Here is a 19327-nt window from a genome sequence, read left to right as displayed (position 1 = left end):
AGCTTCCTGCGTCCCTGCGGCTGCCGGTCCTCGCGGATATCGAAGTCCATGCCACCCCTTGAGCTGGGGTGTTGCAACGACTCCTAGAACCCGAGACGTGTCCGTGGGGCCCTTCTCGTGTACGGGCGTACGGGCTGCCGTACGGGCGTACGGGCTGCCGTCAGCCGACGGAGCTGTAGGCGACGACGCCCCTGAGCAGCGCGTCGACGGCCTTGCGGGCGTTCTTGGCGACGGTGCTGTTCTCCCGGGGTGCGGCGGCCGCGATCTGGCCGAGCACGTCGATGACTTGCTTGCACCACCGGACGAAGTCGCCCGCGGGCATCTCGGCTTCACGGAGCACCTCGTCGAGCCCCTTGTCGGAGGCCCACTGGTAGGCGGCCCAGGCGAAGCCGAGGTCCGGTTCGCGCTGGCCCACCCCCTCCGCCTGGTTGATCTTGAACTCTTCTTCGAGCGCGTCGAGGCGGCCCCAGATCCGCACCATCTCGCCGAGGGCGGCCTTGGCGGCGCCGGAGGGCAGCTTGGGCGCGACGGCGTCGTCGGCCTGACGCGCCTCGAAGACGAGCGCCGAGACGCAGGCGGCGAGTTCGGCCGGGTTCAGCCCCTCCCAGACGCCGTCGCGGAGGCATTCGCTGGCCAGCAGGTCGAGCTCGCCGTAGAGCCGGGCCAGGCGCTTGCCGTGCTCGGTGACGGTGTCTCCGCGCAGATAGTCGAGCTCGGTGAGGAGCGCGACGATCCGGTCGAAGGTCCGGGCGATCGTGTTCGTACGGCCCTCGATGCGCCGCTCCAGCTGGCGGGTGTCGCGCTGGAGGCGGTGGTAGCGCTCGGCCCAGCGGGCGTGGTCCTCGCGCTCGTCGCAGCCGTGGCAGGGGTGCGCGCGGAGTGCGGCGCGCAGCCGGGCGATGTCACGGTCGTCGGCGGCGGGCGAGCGCTCCTTGCGGTGGTGCCGGTCGGGCACGATGTGCCCGGCCTTGGTCCGCAGGGCGGAGGCGAGGTCCCGGCGGGACTGGGGCGAGCGCGGGTTGAACGACTTGGGGATCCGCATCCGTTCCAGCGCCTCGACGGGGATGGGGAAGTCGATCGAGGCGAGCCGCTTCACCTGCCGCTCGGCGGTGAGGACGAGCGGGCGCGGGCCGTCGTGCTGCTCGAAGCCGCGGTGGCCGTTGGTGCGTCCGGCGGGCAGCCCGGGGTCGAGGACCAGGGCGAGGCCGGCGAACTTGCCCGTGGGGACGTGGATGACGTCGCCGGGCTTGAGCTTCTCCAGGGAGCTCGCGGCGGCGGCGCGGCGCTGCGCGGCGCCCTGCTTGGCCAGTTCGGTCTCGCGGTCCTTCAGGTCGCGGCGCAGGCGCGCGTACTCCTCGAAGTCACCGAGATGGCAGGTCATGCCTTCGCGGTAGCCTTCCAGGCCTTCCTCGTTGCGCTGGACCTGCCGGGAGATACCGACGACGGACCGGTCGGCCTGGAACTGCGCGAAGGACGTCTCCAGGAGCTCGCGGGAGCGGTGGCGCCCGAACTGGTCCGTGAGGTTGACGGCCATGTTGTAGGACGGCTTGAAGCTGGAGCGCAGGGGGTACGTGCGGGTGCCGGCGAGCCCGCCGAGGTGGCCCGGGTCGAGCCCGCGCTGCCACAGGACGACGGCGTGTCCCTCGACGTCGATGCCCCGGCGGCCGGCGCGGCCGGTGAGCTGGGTGTACTCGCCGGGGGTGATGTCGGCGTGCTGCTCGCCGTTCCACTTGACGAGCTTTTCGAGGACCACCGAGCGGGCCGGCATGTTGATGCCGAGCGCGAGGGTCTCGGTGGCGAAGACGGCCTTGACCAGGCCCCGGACGAAGAGCTCCTCGACGACTTCCTTGAACGTGGGGAGCATGCCGGCGTGGTGGGCGGCGATGCCCCGCTCGAGCCCTTCGAGCCATTCGTAGTAGCCGAGGACGTGCAGGTCCTCGCTGGGGATGGACGCCGTGCGCTCCTCGACGATGTCGCGGACCTTCTGGCGGGCCTCGTCGTCGTTCAGCCGCAGCCCGGCGTACAGGCACTGCTGTACGGCGGCCTCGCAGCCGGCGCGGCTGAAGATGAACGTGATCGCGGGCAGGAGGCCTTCGGCGTCGAGCCGCTCGATGACTTCGGGACGCCCCGGGGTCCAGATCCGGGAGCGCTGGCGGCGCTCGCGCTCACGGTCGGCCTCGCGCACCATCTTGCCCCGGCGCCGGTCGCGGGGGTTGTACGTGCGCTGGTTCTCCATCCGGGCGAGACGGACGAGGTCGGGGTTGACCTCGCGGCGGCCCGCGCCCCGGCCGCCGTGGTCGGTCTCCTCCTCGAAGAGGTCGTACATCCGGCGTCCGGCGAGGACGTGCTGCCACAGCGGCACGGGCCGGGACTCGGAGACGATGACCTCGGTGTCGCCGCGGACCGTGTCGAGCCAGTCGCCGAACTCCTCGGCGTTGGACACGGTGGCGGAGAGTGACACGAGGGTCACGGACTCGGGGAGGTGGATGATCACTTCCTCCCAGACGGCGCCGCGGAAGCGGTCCGAGAGGTAGTGGACCTCGTCCATGACGACATAGCCGAGACCGGAGAGCGCCTGGGACCCCGCGTACAGCATGTTGCGGAGGACCTCGGTGGTCATGACGATGATCGGGGCATCGCCGTTGACGCTGTTGTCACCGGTGAGGAGGCCGACCTTCTGGGGGCCGTAGCGCCTGACCAGGTCGGCGTACTTCTGGTTGGAGAGCGCCTTGATGGGCGTGGTGTAGAAGCATTTGCGCCCCTGGCTGAGGGCGAGATGGACGGCGAATTCGCCGACGATGGTCTTGCCGGAGCCGGTGGGGGCCGCGACGAGCACGCCCTTGCCGGCCTCGAGGGCCTGGCAGGCCTCGATCTGGAAGGGGTCCAGACCGAACTCGTACATCTCGCGGAAGGGGGCGAGCGCAGTGGCCTGCTCGGCGGCGCGGGCCCGGGCGGCTGCGTACGCCTCGGCTGGTGTGAGGTCCTCTGTCATCTTGTTGTCGAGCCTACCCGGCACCTCTGACAGTGGGCTCGATCTTTAATTGTCCGATGGTCCTACCGGCCGGGGCCTGGGTGTTCGGCCGGATCCGGGGCGAGGACACGGACGGCCGCGGGGACGCAGACGGCGGTGAGCGGCAGGGGGCCGAGCGGCTCCCCGTCGGCGTATCCGGTGGTGCCGGGGGCGGCCAGGGTGACGCGTGTGGCCCGGTGGACCGTGACCTTGGGGTGGCTGAGATGCGTGCCGCGGTAGACCCGCGGGAAGACCTTGAGCAGCGTGGTGCGTGAGCAGTCCCCGACGACCGTGATGTCGAAGAGACCGTCGTCCAGGGCCGCGTCGGCGCAGATCCGCATGCCGCCGCCGTAGGAGGTGCCGTTGCCGACGGCGACGAGAGTGGCCTCGATCTCCCGCTCGGTGCCGTCGTCAAGGGTGAGGCGGTACGGGACGGGCCGGAAGGCGGCGAGTTCCGCGATCATCGCGAGGTCGTACTTCAGCCGGCCGACGGGCAGGCGCATGCGGTTGCCCCGGTCGTTGACGCGGGAGTCGAAGCCGGAGGCGAGGACGGTGCCGAACCATCGCTCCCCGACCCGGCCGAGGTCCACCTCACGTATCCACCCGCCCTTGAGCGCGTCGGCGGCCAGGCGTGCGGCCTGCGCCGGGGCGCGTACGGGCAGGCCGAGAGTACGGGCGAAGTCGTTGCCGGTGCCGACGGCGATCACGCCGAGCGGGGTGTCCGTACCGGCGACGGCCTGGAGGGCGAGCGAGACCAGTCCGTCGCCGCCGACCGCGACAAGGGCACCGGTGCCCTCGCCGACGGCTTCGCGCGCCCGGCGCAGGGCGTCCTCGGCGTCGGCGCCGAGGACGGTGCGTACGGAGTACCCGGCGTCCCGGAGCGCACGCGCGGCCGGCTGCGCGGCGTGCGCGCCCCGGCCGCGTCCCGCGGTGGGATTGACGAAGAGGGTGATCTCGCTGGTCACCCGCCGGACCTTACAAGGTCAGGTGATGTCGTCGTAACCGTTGACCCGGTGCGCCCGTCCGCCGTCGGCCTCGCCGGTGGCCTGCTCGGGCAGGGCCCGGGCCGAGGGGACGGTTTCGATCTCGCCGACGGAGGAGGGGGTGAGGTCCAGGGGCGCGGCCTCGTCGTCGTCGAGCTCCGCGTCGGGGTCGTTCCGGCGGCGGCGCCGGTCGTTGAGGATCGAGATGCCGACGGCGATGAAGTAGAGGACGATGATCGGCCCGGCGAGGGCGATCATGCCGAGGGGGTCGGTCGACGGCGTGGCGATGGCGCCGAAGACGAAGATGCCCATGACGACCCCGCGCCACCAGCCGGCCATGCGCTTGCCCGTGACGATGCCCGCGAAGTTGAGCATGATCAACAGCAGCGGGAGCTCGAAGGCGAGACCGAAGACCAGCACCATGCGGGTGGTGAAGTCCAGGACGTCGTCGAGGGAGAGGAAGTTCGACGCGACGTCCGGCGTGATGCTGATGAGGACCTTCACGCTGACCGGCATGATCAGGTACGCGAGGTAGGCGCCGGCCAGGAAGAGCGGCACGGCGACGCTGGCGAAGTAGTACGTGTACTTCTTCTCGCTCTTGTGGAGGCCGGGCGCGATGAACGCCCACAGCTGGTAGAGCCAGATCGGGCAGGACGCCATGACGCCCGCGAGGAGGATCACCTTGATGGTCGAGGTGAACGGCGAGAGCATCGTCTGGTAGGCGATGATCACGCACGTGCCGCCGGTGTTGTCCTCGATGCCGGTACCAGGAGGGCACTTCGGTACGGGCGATGCAAGGAAGTCCATCAGCTGCTGGCTGTAGAAGGCGGCGGCGATCGACGCGATGGTGATCGCCAGCATGGCCTTCGCCAGGCGGTTGCGAAGCTCACGCAGATGGTCCGCGAGAGGCATCCGCCCCTCGGGATCCTTCGCCTTCTTGCTGCGGGCAGGCTTGAGCAACCCACGTCCTCATCTCGTGCGGCAGGCCGCCGTCGGCGGCCTTGGGGGCAGCGTCCTGGGGGTCAGCGCTGGGTGGTCGTGTCGGTCGGCTCGGTCACCGGACGGGCGCTGGTGACGTCGCCGGGCGCGGCCTTGATCGTGCGCGGGGCCGGGGGCTGCTCGGCCGGCGGGTCGGTGGGGGCGGTCTGCTGGCCCTCCGACTTCATCGCCTTCGCCTCGCTCTTGAGGATGCGGGCGGACTTGCCGAGCGAACGGGCCATCTCCGGCAGCTTCTTGGCGCCGAACAGCAGGACGACGACGAGCAGGATGAGAATGATCTCGGTGGGGCCGATCTGTCGGAACATAAGTCTTGTCTACCTTCTCACCGAGGCGGCATGGGGCTGGGCGGGTGGCCGTCGCGCGGACTGGTGTCCGAACCCCGACCGTCAGCGATCGTAACGTGCATGGGTAAACGCTCGGCAATCCCTGTGCATACTCACGCTTTCTACGGCAGGTGTGCCTCAATCACCCGCCGCGATCAGCAGCGTACCCCCCGGGTCGGACAGCGAGGCGAGCGCGCCGGTCAGCGCAGCGCCTGGCCGGTCCGGGTCAGATCGGTGGCCGCGCGCTCCAGGTCCTCGGCGGCCTGATGGATGCGCTCGGTGGTGTCGGCCACTTGACGGCCGAGGCGCTGGGCCTCCAGGAAGACCTTGATGCCGAGGACGCCGAGGACGGCGATACCGAGGAAGCCGAGGGCGATGGCGAGCATGGGCCAGAACATGCGGTGAGCCTAGGGGGTGTCAGGCGGTGGACGGGGACGTGGAGTGCAGCCGCAGGGTGCGTACGCCGCCGCCGGTCAGCAGCTCGACGATGCGTTCGCCGGCCGGCTTGCGGACGGCGCTGCCGCACTCGGGGCAGGTGAAGGAGTAGAAGGTGGTGCGGCTGCTGCCGCCGATGGCGAGACGCAGGGCGCTCGCGGAGAGCTCGAAGCGGCAGCGGCAGTCGGGGCAGGAGGCTTTGAAGAGGACGGGCCCTACGGTCGCCGGAATTCCCACCATTCCTGACATCACGGACATGTCGCTCAACTCTCTCACCTCGGTGTGCTCGGTCGTCTCCGGTCCGGCCTGCTCGTTCGGGTCCGGCGGGGTCACGCGGCCCCGCCGGTGAGGTACGTCAGTCCTGCCCGTCGTAGGCGGCCAGCGCCTCGGCGGCCGCCTGGCGGGCGCTGTCCGCCAGGTCCTGCGGGGCGACGATCCGGCCGTCCCGGCCGAGCCGCAGCGCGAGGCGCCGCAGCGAGGCGGGGGCGGGGGTCCGCAGCGTGATGCGCAGACCGCCGTCCGGGAGCTCCTCGGCGCTGTCGTGCGGGTAGTACTCGGCGACCCAGCGCCCGCCGGGCCCCACCTCCACCACGACCTCCGGGTCCTCGGCGGAGGGTTGGACCAGCCCCTCCGAGAGGTCCCGCAGCTCGATCTCGGGCGGCGCGGACGGGTCGTCGAGGATCCGGATCTCGGCGACCCGGTCGAGGCGGAAGGTGCGCCGGGCCTCGGAGAGGCGGCACCAGGCCTCCATGTACGTGTGGCCGACGGCGAACAGCCGGATCGGGTCGACCTCGCGCTCGGTGAGCTCGTCGCGCGCGGGCGAGTAGTAGCGCAGCCAGAGCCGGCGGCGCTCCGAGATGGCCCGGTCGACCTCGGCGAAGACACCGCCCTCGGACTCGAAGGTGACCGAGAGCCGGGAGCTGGCACCGGCGGCCTCCCCGGCCGCGGTCTCCAGCTTGGCGGTGGCGCGCAGCAGCGCGTCCCGGTCGCCCTCGCGCAGCCCGGGCAGGGTGGCGACGGCGCGCGCGGCGACGAGCAGCGCGGTGGCCTCGTCGGCGGCGAGCCGCAGCGGCTCGGCGACGTCGTCCGGGTTGTGCCACCAGATCCGGTCGCCGTCGGTGTCGATGTCCAGCAGGTCGCCGCCGCGGAAGCTGGTCCCGCACATGGGCAGCACGTCGAGGTCGGAGATCAGCTCGTCCTCGCTGATCCCGAAGGCCCGGGCGACGTCCTGCACATGGGCGCCGGGGCGCTCACGGAGGTAGGTCACCAGGGACAGCATCCGCCGGGTCTGGTCGATCGCGTTCGTGGCCATCGCTTGTTCGTCCCCTCAGCCCTTGGCGACGGCGCGCAGCCGGTCCACCACGTCGGCCCGCAGATCCGCGGGCTCCACCACGACGACGTCCGGGCCGAACTCGACGAGCCAGGCGTCCAGTCCGTGCCCGTACGGGATCTCCAGCTCGTCCCAGCCGTCGCCGCGCTCCCGTACGGACAGGGCGCGGGCGCGCAGCGGGTAGCCGCAGCCGGTACGGAGCCGGATGACGGCCGACCGGGTCGCCGTCTCACCGGCCCAGCTCTCCACGGTCTCCCGGACGGTCGACACGTCGGGTACGGGCGCGGTGAAGGCGCCGGCCCGGGAGCGGACCTTGCCGGTGATGCGGGAGAGGCGGAAGACCCGCTCGGCGCCGCGGTCCCGGTCCCAGCCGGCGAGGTACCAGTGGCCGCGCCAGCACTCCAGGGTCCAGGGTTCGACCTGCCGGGTCTCGGGGCGGGCGGCGTTCGACTTGCGGTAGTCGAAGACGACGGGGCGGCGGTCGCGGCAGGCGAGCATCAGCGGCTCGAAGGCGGTCTCGTGGACCGGGATGCGCGGTTCGAGGGCGCTGTGCCGGTCGTCGTACGCGTCCTCCGCCTCCGGCATACCGGCGGCGCGGAGCTTCTGCAGCGCGCCGCTGGCGGCGCCCGCGAGGCGGGCCTGCTGCCACACCTTGGCGGCGAGCCCGAGGGCCGCGGCCTCCTCGGCGTCCAGGGTGATGGGCGGCAGCCGGTTGGAGTCGCGGCGGGCGAGGTAGCCGGTGTCGCCGTCGAGGTTCTCGACGGTCTCGATGATCAGCCCCAGCTCGCGGAGATCGTCCTTGTCCCGCTCGAACATCCTGTTGAAGGAGTCGTCGGACCCGGCCTCCAGGTAGGCCTCGATGGACCCACGGAGCTCACGCTTGCTCAGTGGGCGCCGGGTTCCCAGCAGGCACAGCGCCAGATTCATCAGCCGCTCGGCCTTGGCAATCGCCATCGACGCCCTGCACCTCTTCTGATGGAGTCACTTGCCCGATGACCGTACCGCCCCGGGGTGTCGCGGGAAAAGCCGAGGGCCCGCGCCGGCAGGCACGGGCCCTCACGACGACCGGTTCCGGTCGTCTTCTTCGGTTGTCGTACGACCGGCCTGGCCGATCAGACGGCGACGAGGTCGCAGACGAAGATCAGGGTCTCGCCCGGGGCGATCTTGCCACCGGCGCCACGGTCGCCGTAGGCGAGGTGGGCGGGGATGATCAGCTGGCGGCGGCCGCCGACCTTCATGCCCTGGATGCCCGCGTCCCAGCCCTGGATGACCTGGCCGGCACCGAGCTGGAACTCCAGCGGCGTACCGCGGTTCCAGGAGGAGTCGAACTCCTCACCGGTGGAGAAGGACACACCCACGTAGTGGACCTTCACGAAGTCGCCCGCCTTGGCGACCTGTCCGTCGCCCTCCCAGAGGTCCTTGATCTCCAGGTCCTTGGGCGGCTCGCCACCCGGGAAGTCGACCTCGGGCTTGTCGATGCTCACGAAAACTGCTCCTCAAACTGATGAACGGGCAGGGGACAGTCTTACATCTTCGCCAGGATGTCGACGGCGAACACCAGGGTGGAGTTCTTCGGGATGCCCTGCTGCTCCTTGTCGCCGAAGGCGTCGGCGGGCGGGGCGACGATCAGGACGCGGCTGCCGACCTTCTTGCCGACGAGGCCGTCCTTGAGACCCTTGAGGGTGACCTGCGCCAGCGGGAAGTTCGCGGTCTTGCCCGTGTCGTAGGTGGAGTCGAACTTCTTGCCGTCCTTCCACAGTGTCGCGACATAGTTCACGACGACCGTGTCAGTGGCCTTGACGGCCACGCCCTTGGACTCCAGGACGTAGTTGGAGACGAGCTTGGCGGGCGGGTCGGTCTTGGGGACGGTGACGGTCGGGGCCTTGCCGTCGGTGTTGGTGCCGACCTTCGGCAGGTCGATGTTGTCCTGGGCAACCGGGGTGCCCGCGGCGGACTTGGGGATCGTGGTCGACTTGAGGATGTCCACCACGAAGACGAGGGTGGCGTTGGGCTTGATGTCGCCCTGGCCCTTTGCGCCGTAGCCGAGCTCCGGCGGAATGCCGATCTCGACGCGGCTGCCGACCTTCTGGCCCTCCAGGCCCTGGTCCCAGCCCTTGATGACCTGTCCGGCACCGAGCGTCAGATCGAACGGCTGCTTGCGGTCGAAGCTGTTGTCGAACGGCTTGTCGGAGTCCCAGGCCTGTCCGAGGTAGTTGACCTGGAGAGCGTCGCCCTTCTTGGTGACCGCGCCGTCGCCCTCACTGATGACGTTGACCTTGAGTTCCTTGGGCGGGTCGCCCTCGCCCTTGGCGAGGGTGGGCTTCTCTCCGAACTTGTCTCCCGCCGTGATGGCGGGCAGTCCGTTCTTCATCGAGGCGGAATCGGAGCCCTCGTCGCCGCAGGCCACCGCCGACAGCAGCAGCAGGGGGACGACGAGAAGGCCGGCAAGTCGGCGCACGTGTTCCTCAGATCTCAGACGGCACATTGGTTGCCCGACACTCTAGGGCGTGCCACGGGCCCCGCACGAGAAACGTACGGGGCCCGGGTGACGTTCCGAGGGGATGGCCCTACATTCCGGCGATCAGCTTTTCCACCCGGTCGTCGACCGACCGGAAGGGGTCCTTGCACAGCACGGTCCGCTGCGCCTGGTCGTTCAGCTTGAGGTGCACCCAGTCGACGGTGAAGTCCCGGCGCTGTTCCTGGGCACGCCGGATGAAGTCGCCGCGCAGCCGCGCCCTGGTGGTCTGCGGGGGCACCGACTTGCCCTCGAAGATCTTGAGGTCGTTGCAGATCCGGGCGGCCTGACCCTTGCGTTCGAGGAGGTAGTAGAGGCCCCGGCGGCGGTGGATGTCGTGGTACGCGAGGTCTATCTGGGCGACCCGCGGATGCGACATGGTCATGTTGTTCTTGGCGCGGTACCGGTCGATGAGCTTGTACTTCATGACCCAGTCGATCTCGGTGTCGATCCGGTCGAGGTCCTCGGCCTCGATGGCGTCGAGCGTGCGGCCCCAGAGCTCCAGGACCTGGGCGACGGTGCCGCTGCGGATGCCGCGGCGGTCGACGAAGTCCACGGCCTTGTCGAAGTACTCGCGCTGGACCTCCAGGGCGGACGCCTCGCGTCCGCTGGCCAGGCGTACCTTGCGCTGTCCGGTGATGTCGTGGCTGACCTCGCGGATCGCCCGGATCGGGTTCTCCAGCGTCAGGTCGCGCATGACCGTGCCCGCCTCGATCATGCGCAGGACGAGGTCGGTGGCGCCGACCTTGAGCAGCATGGTCGTCTCGGACATGTTCGAGTCGCCGACGATGACATGCAGCCGGCGGTACCGCTCGGCGTCGGCGTGCGGTTCGTCACGGGTGTTGATGATGGGGCGTGAGCGGGTGGTGGCGGAGCTGACGCCCTCCCAGATGTGCTCGGCGCGCTGGCTGACGCAGTAGACGGCGCCGCGCGGGGTCTGCAGCACCTTTCCGGCACCGCAGATGAGCTGACGGGTGACCAGGAACGGAATGAGGATGTCCGCGAGCCGGGAGAACTCTCCGTGGCGGGCGACCAGATAGTTCTCGTGGCAGCCGTAGGAGTTTCCCGCCGAGTCGGTGTTGTTCTTGAAGAGATAGACGTCGCCGGCGATTCCCTCCTCGTGCAGGCGGCGTTCTGCGTCGACGAGCAGGCCTTCGAGAATGCGCTCGCCGGCCTTGTCGTGGGTGACCAGTTCGGTCACGTTGTCGCATTCGGGTGTGGCATATTCCGGATGCGATCCCACGTCGAGGTAGAGGCGGGCGCCGTTCCGCAGGAAGACATTGCTGCTGCGGCCCCATGACACGACACGGCGGAAGAGGTAGCGCGCCACTTCGTCAGGAGACAGTCGGCGCTGTCCCCTGAACGTGCACGTGACGCCGTACTCGTTCTCCAGCCCGAAAATGCGGCGGTCCATGTCTGAACATTACGCCTGCTGGCCTGAGCTGAAACCGGGTTCGACTGCACCGTTTCGATCATTTTCCGATGAGCTCGTGATGACTTCGGCGTGTCGCGCGGTGGGGGCGGGAGCCGTGAGGACCCGCCCGGTGGCGAGAAGGACCAGCAGGGCCGCCGCTCCGCCCGCCGCGGCGACGGCGAAACCGGCGGTGGTTCCGGAGAGTTCCACGGCGGGTCCGGCGGCGGCCGTGCCGACCGCGGCGCCGACACCGAAGGTGGTGACGAGCCAGGAGAACGCCTCGGTGACGGTCCCCCGCGGGGCGTGGCGGTCGACGACGATGAACGCGCAGGCGAGCGCGGGGGCGAGGAAGAGTCCGGCGAGGGCCGAGAGCGCGGTCATGGCGGGCACACCGGGGGTCAGCATGAGCGGCAGGTAACCGAGGGCCAGCAGCGCGGTGATGACCCGCAGTCGGCGCTCGGGCGCTCCCGCCCACTGGCGGGCACCGTAGAGCGCGCCGCCGACGAGCGCCCCGAGGCCGAGGGCGGCCATCAGCCAGCCGTAGACGGAGTCCTGGCCGTGGTCGTCGGCGTAGGCGACGGCGGCGACGGTGATGGAGCCCAGCGCGAGGCCGACGAAGAAGAAGGAGCCGAGCAGGGCGAGGAGCCCGGGTGAGCGCAGGGCCCCCAGCCAGTGGGCCTCGCGGGGGGCCGAGCGCCACGCGCGCGAGGGTGCGGAGACGACCACGGACAGAGCACCGAGGACCCCGACGGCGTTGACGACGAGCAGGGCGGCGGCCGGCGAGTGCAGCGCGACCAGCAGGGTCACCAGCAACGGGCCGACGGTGAACATGACTTCCTGGGCTATGGCGTCCATCGCGTACGCCCGGTGGACCCGGTCCTCCCGGCCGAGGACGCCGGGCCACAGGGCGCGCAGTCCGCCTTCGAGGGGCGGGGTGAACAGTCCGGCGACGACGACCGCGAGGTAGGCGAGCAGGAGCGGCTCGACGCCGAGGACGGCGAGCAGGGCCGCGCCGAGGGCCGAGACCACGGCGGCGGGGAGCTGGACGCGCGGCTGGCCGTACAGGTCGACGGCGCGGCCGAGCAGGGGCTGCCCGATGGCGTTGGCCACGCCGTAGGCGGCGGCGAGGCCGCCGGCGAGGCTGTAGCTGCCACCTTCGGCGCGGGTGAAGAGCACGATCGCGATGGGCGCCGTGGCGTTGGGGAGGCGGCCGACCAGCGTCCCGGCGAGGAGCCGGGCGGCGTGCGGCGCCCTGAGGATGTCGAGATATCCCCCGGCGGCCTTGGCCTCGGTGGCCATGTGCGGCTCCTCCCCCTCGGTGTCCCCCGAGGTGTTACGTATAACGTCCGGTCTTCCATACGTACCATGGCGACAGCCCGCCGGTCCACCCCCGGTCCACTGCGCGGGCGGGACCGTACGATCGCGGAGGCATGTGTGCAGACCCCGGAACCCCGTGGCGGGACCCGGCCGACCAGCCGTGACGTCGCCCGCGCCGCCGGGGTCTCGCAGGCCACGGTGTCGCTGGTGCTCGGCGACAAGTGGCGCGGGCGGGTCTCGGAGCGGACCGCGGAGCTGGTCCGGGACGCGGCCGGGCGGCTGGGCTACCGGCCCAATCTGGCCGCCCGCAATCTCCGGCTAGGCCGGACCAGGACCGCGCTGCTGGTCGTCCCGGCGCTCACCAACGAGTTCTTCGCGCGGGTGTACACGGGCGCGGCGACGGTGGCCGCCCGGCACGGCTTCGGCGTGGTGCTTTACCCCTCCCCGGAGGGGGTCGGGCCGGCCAGGGACCCCTTCGCGTCGGCCAGGGCCGCGCTGGACGGGGTGATCGCCTCGTCGATGGCGGCGCGGGCGCTGGACGCGATCCGGGGCAGCGATCTGCCGCTGGTGATGCTGGACAGCGATCCGGCCGACCCGGCCGCGGCGGCGCGGGTCAATCTCGATGTCGCCGACGGCATGCGGCAGGTGACGGCGCATCTGCTAGCGCTCGGCCACCGCCGCTTCACCCATCTCGCCTCGGCGGTGCCGTCCTGGACCTTCGACGTACGCGCCGCGGCGCTGGCCGAGGCGCTACGGGGGGTGTCCGTACGGACCGTACGGGCGCCGCTGGACGTGCACGGCGCCCGGGAGGCGGCCGAGCGCGCGCTGACCGCTCCCGGCCCCCGGCCCACGGCCCTGATCTGCGACGACGACATCCTGGCGGCGGGCGCGTGCAAGGCGGTACGGCGCCTGGGGTTGCGGATCCCGGAAGACGTGTCGGTCACCGGGTTCGACGATCTGGCGCTGGCGACGGCGGTCGAACCGGAGCTGACGACGGTCCGGCTGCCGGCCGAGCGCATCGGCGAGCGGGGCATGGAGGCCCTCCTCGCCGTCCTGGAGGGCCGTCCGGCGCTCTCCGGGGACCTTCCGGTGACCCTGGTGCCCCGGGGCTCCTCAGGGCCCCCGCCGGCGGCCTGAGGACACGGCACCGGCCCCGGACCGTCCGCGGAGGCGGGCGGTCCGGGGCCGGTGCCGGCATCGGTCCTGGCGCGGCTACTCCGCGGCCGTCCCCGGGGTGTCCTCGCCGGTCTCGGGGGCCTCGTCGGAGGGCGCGTCCGTCGGGGTCGACGGGGCGCCGTCCGCCTCCAGCAGCCGGGCGAGCTGGCGGCCGACGATGCGCTTGAACTTGCGCTGCTGGGGACGGGTGCGGTCCAGGACCGCCACCTCCAGGCGCTCGGCGGGGATCTCCCGCTCCGTGCCGTTGGTGTCCCGGGACAGCGCCTGCACGGCCAGCTTCAGCGCCTCGGCGAGCGACATGCCGTCGCGGTGCCGCTGGTCCAGGAAGCTGCTGATCTGCTCGGCGTTGCCGCCGACCGCGACCGAGCCGTGCTCGTCCACGATCGATCCGTCGTGCGGCAGCCGGTAGATCTGGTCGCCCTCGGGCGCCGCGCCGACCTCGGCGACCACGAGCTCCACCTCGTACGGCTTCTCCCCCGCGCTGGAGAAGATCGTGCCCAGGGTCTGGGCGTAGACGTTGGCGAGGCCCCGCGCGGTGACGTCGTCGCGGTCGTAGGTGTATCCGCGCAGGTCGGCGTAGCGCACGCCGCCGATCCGGAGGTTCTCGTACTCGTTGTACTTGCCGGCGGCCGCGAAGCCGATCCGGTCGTAGATCTCGCTGAACTTGTGCAGCGCGCGGGACGGGTTCTCGCCGACGAAGACGATGCCGTCGGCGTACTGCAGCACGACCAGGCTGCGTCCACGGGCGATGCCCTTGCGGGCGTACTCCGCCCGGTCGGCCATGGCCTGCTGGGGTGAGACATAGAACGGCGTCGACACCGGCTATCCGTCCCTTTCTGTCATGGAGGAGAACATCAGAGCAGCGCGGCGCGCGGGCCGTCCGGCTGTTCGAGACGGCGTTCCAGGATCGAGCGGGCGATGTCGGAGGACTCGGCCTCGGTGAGCCGGCGGAAGCCCTCGTCCGTGATGACCGTGACGATGGGGTAGATCCGTCGGGCCACGTCCGGGCCGCCGGTCGCCGAGTCGTCGTCGGCCGCGTCGTACAGCGCCTGGACGACGAGGGTGGTCGCCTGCTGTTCCGTCAGATCCTCGCGGTAGAGCTTCTTCATGGCTCCGCGGGCGAAGATCGAGCCCGAGCCCGTCGCGGCGTAGCCGTGCTCCTCGGAGCGGCCGCCGGTCACGTCGTAGGAGAAGATGCGGCCCTTCTCACGGTCCACGTCCCAGCCCGCGAAGAGCGGGACGACGGCCAGGCCCTGCATGGCCATGCCCAGATTGCTGCGGATCATCGTGGAGAGCCGGTTGGCCTTGCCCTCCAGGGAGAGCTGGGTGCCTTCGACCTTCTCGAAGTGCTCCAGCTCCAGCTGGAAGAGCTTGACCATCTCCACGGCGAGGCCGGCGGTTCCGGCGATGCCCACGGCCGAGTACTCGTCGGCCGGGAAGACCTTCTCGATGTCGCGCTGCGCGATCATGTTGCCCATGGTCGCCCGGCGGTCACCGGCGAGCACCACGCCGCCGGGGAAGGTCGTGGCGACGATGGTGGTGCCGTGCGGCGCCTCGACGGCGCCCTGCACGGGCAGCGTGCGCCGGCCCGGCAACAGCTCCGGCGAGTGGTCGGCCAGGAAGTCCAGGAACGAGGACGAGCCCGGCGTCAGGAAGGCTGCCGGCAGACGCCCGGTGCTACGAGGGTTGGCTTCCACGCGTTTCCTTCCGGATGGGAGAGGCGGCCCGCCGTCGGAGGCCGGGCCGATCTTGCGTACTGTGCACGGACATTACCCGTACCACCGCCGGTCATCCGCCCCGGTGCCCACGGCTTTCACCGCGGCCCCGGGGCGGACAACTGGGAATCCCCCGGCGAACTTTGGGGGAGTTACTCGCCGCCCTTTTGCACGAAGGAGCGCACGAAGTCCTCCGCGTTTTCCTCCAGGACGTCGTCGATCTCGTCGAGTACGGAGTCGACGTCGTCCGAGAGCTTCTCCTGCCGCTCCTTGAGGTCCTCGGATGCCTGCGCTTCCTGCGCCTGCTCCTCGACCTCCTCGGTCGAACGCGTCGACTTCTGCTGTCCGCCGCCGGTGTCCTTGGTCGCCATGTCCCTCACCCCGCTCGAATCGGCCCGCTCGGTTGGGTCTGTCAAGATCAGACCCTACAAGGCGGGTCTGACATCGGCCCCGCAGTTACTGCAAGAACCGGGGGGCCACCCCCATGATTCCCTTTGGAAGGCCCTTTCAGCCGCCGGAAAGCACGCGGACCAGCTCCTCCGCCGTACGGCAGCGGTCCAGCAGCTCCTTGACGTGGTTCCTGGTGCCCCGCAGTGGCTCCAGGGTGGGCACCCGCTGCAGTGAGTCACGACCGGGCAGGTCGAAGATGACCGAGTCCCACGAGGCCGCGGCCACGTCGTCGGCGTACTGCTCCAGGCACCGGCCCCGGAAATAGGCCCTGGTGTCCTCTGGAGGCTTCGTCTCGGCCCTCTCGACGGCGGGCTCGTCCAGGAGGCGCTTCATCTTCCCGCGGGCCACCAGACGGTTGTACAGGCCCTTCTCGGGCCGTACGTCGGCGTACTGCAGGTCCACCAGGTGCAGCCGGGCCGCGTCCCAGTCGAGGCTGTCCCGGCGGCGGTAGCCCTCCATGAGCTCCCGCTTGGCGAGCCAGTCCAGCTCCCCGGACAGGCTCATCGGATCGTTCTCGAGCCGGTTGAGGGTGTCCTCCCAGCGGACCAGGATGTCCTTGGTCTGCTCGTCGGCGTCCGCGCCGAAGCGCTCCTCCACGTACTTCCGGCCGAGCTCGAAGTACTCCATCTGGAGCTGGACAGCGGTGAGTGTCCGGCCGCTGCGGAGCGTGATCAGATGCTGGAGCGACGGGTCGTGGGAGACCTGGTGCAGGGTGCGCACCGGCTGGTCCACGGCCAGGTCGACATTGATGAAGTCGTCCTCGATCATGGACAGCACCAGCGCCGTCGTGCCGAGCTTCAGGTACGTCGAGATCTCGGAGAGATTGGCGTCGCCGATGATCACGTGGAGCCGGCGGTACTTCTCGGCGTCCGCGTGCGGCTCGTCGCGGGTGTTGATGATGGGGCGTTTGAGGGTCGTCTCCAGACCGACCTCGACCTCGAAGTAGTCCGCCCGCTGGCTGATCTGGAAGCCGTGCTCCCGGCCGTCCTGGCCGATGCCGACCCGCCCGGCGCCGGTGACGACCTGGCGCGAGACGAAGAACGGGGTCAGGTGGCGCACGATGTCCGAGAAGGGGGTCTCCCGCTTCATCAGGTAGTTCTCGTGCGTCCCGTAGGAGGCGCCCTTGTTGTCGGTGTTGTTCTTGTAGAGGTGGATCGGCTGGGCCCCGGGCAGCTGGGCGGCCCGCTCGGCCGCCTCCGCCATGATCCGCTCGCCGGCCTTGTCCCAGAGGACGGCGTCGCGCGGATTGGTGACCTCGGGGGCGCTGTACTCGGGGTGCGCGTGGTCGACGTAGAGCCGGGCACCGTTGGTGAGGATCACATTGGCCAGGCCGATGTCCTCGTCGGTGAGCTGGCTGGAGTCGGCGGCCTCGCGGGCGAGGTCGAAGCCGCGGGCGTCCCGCAGCGGATTCTCCTCCTCGAAGTCCCAGCGGGCGCGGCGCGCCCGGTGCATCGCCGCCGCGTACGCGTTGACGATCTGGGACGAGGTGAGCATGGCATTGGCGTTCGGATGGCCCGGGACGGAGATGCCGTACTCCGTCTCGATGCCCATTACTCGCCGTACGGTCATGCGGCCCTCCTTGCCCGGCGGCGCTCCCGTTCGGGAACGGCGCTCAAGTACCGCTGCTTCTCCGGTGCGTGTGCGGTGCCCGTCCCCGCACTGCGCGACCCGTCGGTACCGAAGAGCCTAGAGCGGCTCTGCGCTGGTGGGGAGATCAATTCCGTCATTGCTCCGGTGTCGTCGAATCATGGCCGAAGACCGTGGAACGCAGCCGGCTGCGGATGCCCACCCCCTGCCGTCGGGCGGGGGGATCCCAGGACATCCGCAGCCGGTCCGCGTCTTACAGGTACTGACCGGTGTTCGCCACCGTGTCGATGGAGCGTCCGGTGTCCGCGCCTTGCTTTCCGGTGACGAGCGTGCGGATGAACACGATCCGCTCGCCCTTCTTTCCGGAGATGCGGGCCCAGTCGTCCGGGTTCGTGGTGTTCGGCAGGTCCTCGTTCTCCTTGAACTCGTCCACGCATGCCTGGAGGAGGTGGGAGACCCGAAGGCCCTTCTGGTTGTGGTCGAGGAATGCCTTGATGGCCATCTTCTTGGCCCGGTCGACGATGTTCTGGATCATCGCGCCGGAATTGAAGTCCTTGAAGTACAGGACTTCCTTGTCGCCGTTGGCGTACGTGACCTCCAGGAAGCGGTTCTCCTCGGATTCCGCGTACATCTGCTCCACGACCGACTGGATCATGGCGTGGGCGGCGGCCTCCTTCGACCCGCTGTGCTCGGACAGGTCGTCCGCGTGCAGCGGGAGGGAGGGGGTGAGGTACTTCGCGAAGATGTCCCTGGCGGCCTCGGCGTCGGGGCGCTCGATCTTGATCTTGACGTCGAGCCGGCCGGGCCGCAGGATCGCCGGGTCGATCATGTCCTCACGGTTCGAGGCGCCGATGACGATGACGTTCTCCAGGCCCTCCACACCGTCGATCTCGGCGAGCAGCTGCGGGACGATGGTGTTCTCCACGTCCGAGCTGACACCGGAGCCACGAGTGCGGAAGAGGGACTCCATCTCGTCGAAGAAGACGATGACGGGGGTCCCCTCGCTCGCCTTCTCCCGGGCACGCTGGAAGACGAGGCGGATGTGCCGCTCGGTCTCACCGACGTACTTGTTGAGGAGCTCGGGGCCCTTGATGTTGAGGAAGTAGCTCTTCCCCGCGGGCTGGCCGGTCACCTCGGCGACCTTCTTGGCAAGGGAGTTGGCGACCGCCTTCGCGATCAGCGTCTTGCCGCATCCCGGCGGGCCGTAGAGCAGGATGCCCTTCGGCGGCCGCAGTTCGTGCTCCTTGAAGAGGTCCGGGTAGAGGTACGGGAGCTCGACCGCGTCGCGGATCAGCTCGATCTGGTTGCCCAGACCGCCGATCTTGTCGTAGTCGACGTCCGGAACCTCTTCGAGGACGAGTTCCTCGACCTCGCTCTTCGGCACCACTTCGTAGACGTAGCCGGACCTGGGCTCGAGCAGCAGGGCGTCGCCGGGGCGGATGGTGGCGTCCAGCAGCGGCTCGGCGAGCCTGACCACCCGTTCCTCGTCGGTGTGCCCGACCACCAGGGCGCGCTCGCCGTCCTCGAGGATCTCCTTGAGGGTGACGATGTCCCCGGCGCGCTCGAACTCCATGGCCTCGACCACGTTCAGCGCCTCGTTGAGCATGACTTCCTGGCCGCGCCGGAGCTCGTCGAGCTCGACGCTGGGGCTGACGTTCACCCGGAGCTTGCGGCCCCCGGTGAAGATGTCGCAGGTGCCGTCCTCATTGGCCTGCAGGAAGACACCGAAGCCGGCCGGCGGCTGCGCGAGCCGGTCGACCTCCTCCTTGAGGGCCACGATCTGGTCACGGGCCTCGCGGAGCGTGTTTGCGAGCCGCTCGTTCTGCGCGGACACGCCGGCCAGGTTGGTCTGCAGCTCGACGATCCGCTCTTCGAGAATCCTCGTATGACGCGGAGAGTCGGCGAGCTTGCGTCGCAGGACGGCGATTTCCTGCTCGAGATAGGCAACCTGGCCGGCAGGGTCTTCAGACCCCCGCCCCGGCCGGATGCCGCGGTTGATGTCGTCGTCGTGGGCTGCCACGGTCCTCACCTCCTCCAAGGGGAGCTGGACGCTTCCTGACCCTACCTGGGTGG

General features: G+C 70.1%; 18 protein-coding genes. 1 reads left to right on the top strand and 17 read right to left on the bottom strand.

Translation table 11 applies throughout. The annotated features are described in order from the left end of the window. Positions 1–160: 160 nt before the first annotated feature. The 12 genes from ACZ7LT_RS31055 to ACZ7LT_RS31000 all read right to left on the bottom strand — a co-directional run bounded on the left by ACZ7LT_RS31055 (position 161) and on the right by ACZ7LT_RS31000 (position 12308). Positions 161–2992: a DEAD/DEAH box helicase gene (locus tag ACZ7LT_RS31055; RefSeq protein ID WP_471239432.1), complete on the bottom strand. Its 2832-nt coding sequence runs from the start codon at positions 2990–2992 to the stop codon at positions 161–163. Between the two features lie 62 nt (positions 2993–3054). Continuing rightward, on the bottom strand, positions 3055–3975 hold the full coding sequence (locus ACZ7LT_RS31050; RefSeq protein WP_471239431.1) for a diacylglycerol kinase: 921 nt from the start codon (positions 3973–3975) through the stop codon (positions 3055–3057). Between the two features lie 18 nt (positions 3976–3993). Further along, positions 3994–4905 carry a twin-arginine translocase subunit TatC gene (gene tatC / locus ACZ7LT_RS31045; RefSeq protein WP_471239454.1) on the bottom strand — a complete coding sequence of 304 codons (912 nt, stop codon included), beginning with the start codon at positions 4903–4905 and terminating at the stop codon, positions 3994–3996. 110 nt (positions 4906–5015) lie between these two features. Then, on the bottom strand, positions 5016–5297 hold the full coding sequence (gene tatA / locus ACZ7LT_RS31040) for a Sec-independent protein translocase subunit TatA (protein WP_471239430.1): 282 nt from the start codon (positions 5295–5297) through the stop codon (positions 5016–5018). Between the two features lie 218 nt (positions 5298–5515). After that, positions 5516–5713 (bottom strand): hypothetical protein, encoded by a 198-nt coding sequence (locus ACZ7LT_RS31035; protein WP_471239429.1) that lies wholly within the window; start codon positions 5711–5713, stop codon positions 5516–5518. Between the two features lie 19 nt (positions 5714–5732). Further along, positions 5733–6008: a hypothetical protein gene (locus ACZ7LT_RS31030; RefSeq protein WP_471239453.1), complete on the bottom strand. Its 276-nt coding sequence runs from the start codon at positions 6006–6008 to the stop codon at positions 5733–5735. A 97-nt stretch (positions 6009–6105) separates the two neighbouring features. Further along, positions 6106–7062 carry a helix-turn-helix transcriptional regulator gene (locus tag ACZ7LT_RS31025; protein ID WP_471239428.1) on the bottom strand — a complete coding sequence of 319 codons (957 nt, stop codon included), beginning with the start codon at positions 7060–7062 and terminating at the stop codon, positions 6106–6108. Between the two features lie 15 nt (positions 7063–7077). Continuing rightward, positions 7078–8034: a helix-turn-helix transcriptional regulator gene (locus tag ACZ7LT_RS31020; protein WP_471239427.1), complete on the bottom strand. Its 957-nt coding sequence runs from the start codon at positions 8032–8034 to the stop codon at positions 7078–7080. Positions 8035–8192: 158 nt separating this feature from the next. Further along, on the bottom strand, positions 8193–8564 hold the full coding sequence (locus tag ACZ7LT_RS31015; RefSeq protein ID WP_471239426.1) for an FKBP-type peptidyl-prolyl cis-trans isomerase: 372 nt from the start codon (positions 8562–8564) through the stop codon (positions 8193–8195). A gap of 41 nt (positions 8565–8605) precedes the next feature. After that, positions 8606–9538 (bottom strand): FKBP-type peptidyl-prolyl cis-trans isomerase, encoded by a 933-nt coding sequence (locus tag ACZ7LT_RS31010; RefSeq protein WP_471239425.1) that lies wholly within the window; start codon positions 9536–9538, stop codon positions 8606–8608. A gap of 109 nt (positions 9539–9647) precedes the next feature. Continuing rightward, positions 9648–11009, bottom strand: coding sequence for a Pup--protein ligase (pafA, locus tag ACZ7LT_RS31005; protein ID WP_019884983.1), 1362 nt, complete (start codon positions 11007–11009; stop codon positions 9648–9650). A gap of 9 nt (positions 11010–11018) precedes the next feature. Next, entirely contained in the window at positions 11019–12308 is a 1290-nt protein-coding gene (locus tag ACZ7LT_RS31000) for an MFS transporter (protein WP_471239424.1), read from the bottom strand. A gap of 135 nt (positions 12309–12443) precedes the next feature. On the opposite strand from ACZ7LT_RS31000, the gene ACZ7LT_RS30995 reads away from it, so the two are divergent. Beyond that, on the top strand, positions 12444–13463 hold the full coding sequence (locus ACZ7LT_RS30995; protein ID WP_471239452.1) for a LacI family DNA-binding transcriptional regulator: 1020 nt from the start codon (positions 12444–12446) through the stop codon (positions 13461–13463). A 75-nt stretch (positions 13464–13538) separates the two neighbouring features. Here the strand turns inward: ACZ7LT_RS30995 and prcA are convergent, their stop codons facing one another. The 5 genes from prcA to arc form a co-directional block, all read right to left on the bottom strand. Beyond that, positions 13539–14321: a proteasome subunit alpha gene (gene prcA, locus ACZ7LT_RS30990; protein WP_471239423.1), complete on the bottom strand. Its 783-nt coding sequence runs from the start codon at positions 14319–14321 to the stop codon at positions 13539–13541. A gap of 35 nt (positions 14322–14356) precedes the next feature. Further along, positions 14357–15199, bottom strand: coding sequence for a proteasome subunit beta (prcB, locus tag ACZ7LT_RS30985; protein ID WP_471239422.1), 843 nt, complete (start codon positions 15197–15199; stop codon positions 14357–14359). A gap of 170 nt (positions 15200–15369) precedes the next feature. Further along, complete coding sequence (locus ACZ7LT_RS30980; protein WP_019884990.1) at positions 15370–15588, bottom strand: ubiquitin-like protein Pup; 219 nt, start codon at positions 15586–15588, stop codon at positions 15370–15372. Positions 15589–15724: 136 nt separating this feature from the next. Beyond that, the gene (gene dop, locus ACZ7LT_RS30975; RefSeq protein WP_471239421.1) at positions 15725–17236 is read right to left on the bottom strand and encodes a depupylase/deamidase Dop; all 1512 of its coding nucleotides are present in this window, start codon (positions 17234–17236) and stop codon (positions 15725–15727) included. 271 nt (positions 17237–17507) lie between these two features. Then, on the bottom strand, positions 17508–19274 hold the full coding sequence (gene arc, locus ACZ7LT_RS30970) for a proteasome ATPase (RefSeq protein ID WP_471239420.1): 1767 nt from the start codon (positions 19272–19274) through the stop codon (positions 17508–17510). Positions 19275–19327 lie beyond the last annotated feature (53 nt).

Source organism: Streptomyces sp. NPDC039465, from assembly GCF_055639315.1.
Note: the sequence above shows the minus strand (reverse complement) of the source record. Positions and strands in the feature narration are given on the sequence as shown.

Coding starts and splice junctions, on each gene's coding strand:
- ACZ7LT_RS31055 (WP_471239432.1), bottom strand. CDS start 2,992: ATGACAGAGGACCTCACACCAGCCGAGGCGTACGCAGCCGCCCGGGCC.
- tatC (WP_471239454.1), bottom strand. CDS start 4,905: ATGCCTCTCGCGGACCATCTGCGTGAGCTTCGCAACCGCCTGGCGAAG.
- tatA (WP_471239430.1), bottom strand. CDS start 5,297: ATGTTCCGACAGATCGGCCCCACCGAGATCATTCTCATCCTGCTCGTC.
- ACZ7LT_RS31035 (WP_471239429.1), bottom strand. CDS start 5,713: ATGTTCTGGCCCATGCTCGCCATCGCCCTCGGCTTCCTCGGTATCGCC.
- ACZ7LT_RS31030 (WP_471239453.1), bottom strand. CDS start 6,008: ATGTCCGTGATGTCAGGAATGGTGGGAATTCCGGCGACCGTAGGGCCC.
- ACZ7LT_RS31025 (WP_471239428.1), bottom strand. CDS start 7,062: ATGGCCACGAACGCGATCGACCAGACCCGGCGGATGCTGTCCCTGGTG.
- ACZ7LT_RS31020 (WP_471239427.1), bottom strand. CDS start 8,034: ATGGCGATTGCCAAGGCCGAGCGGCTGATGAATCTGGCGCTGTGCCTG.
- pafA (WP_019884983.1), bottom strand. CDS start 11,009: ATGGACCGCCGCATTTTCGGGCTGGAGAACGAGTACGGCGTCACGTGC.
- ACZ7LT_RS31000 (WP_471239424.1), bottom strand. CDS start 12,308: ATGGCCACCGAGGCCAAGGCCGCCGGGGGATATCTCGACATCCTCAGG.
- ACZ7LT_RS30980 (WP_019884990.1), bottom strand. CDS start 15,588: ATGGCGACCAAGGACACCGGCGGCGGACAGCAGAAGTCGACGCGTTCG.
- dop (WP_471239421.1), bottom strand. CDS start 17,236: ATGACCGTACGGCGAGTAATGGGCATCGAGACGGAGTACGGCATCTCC.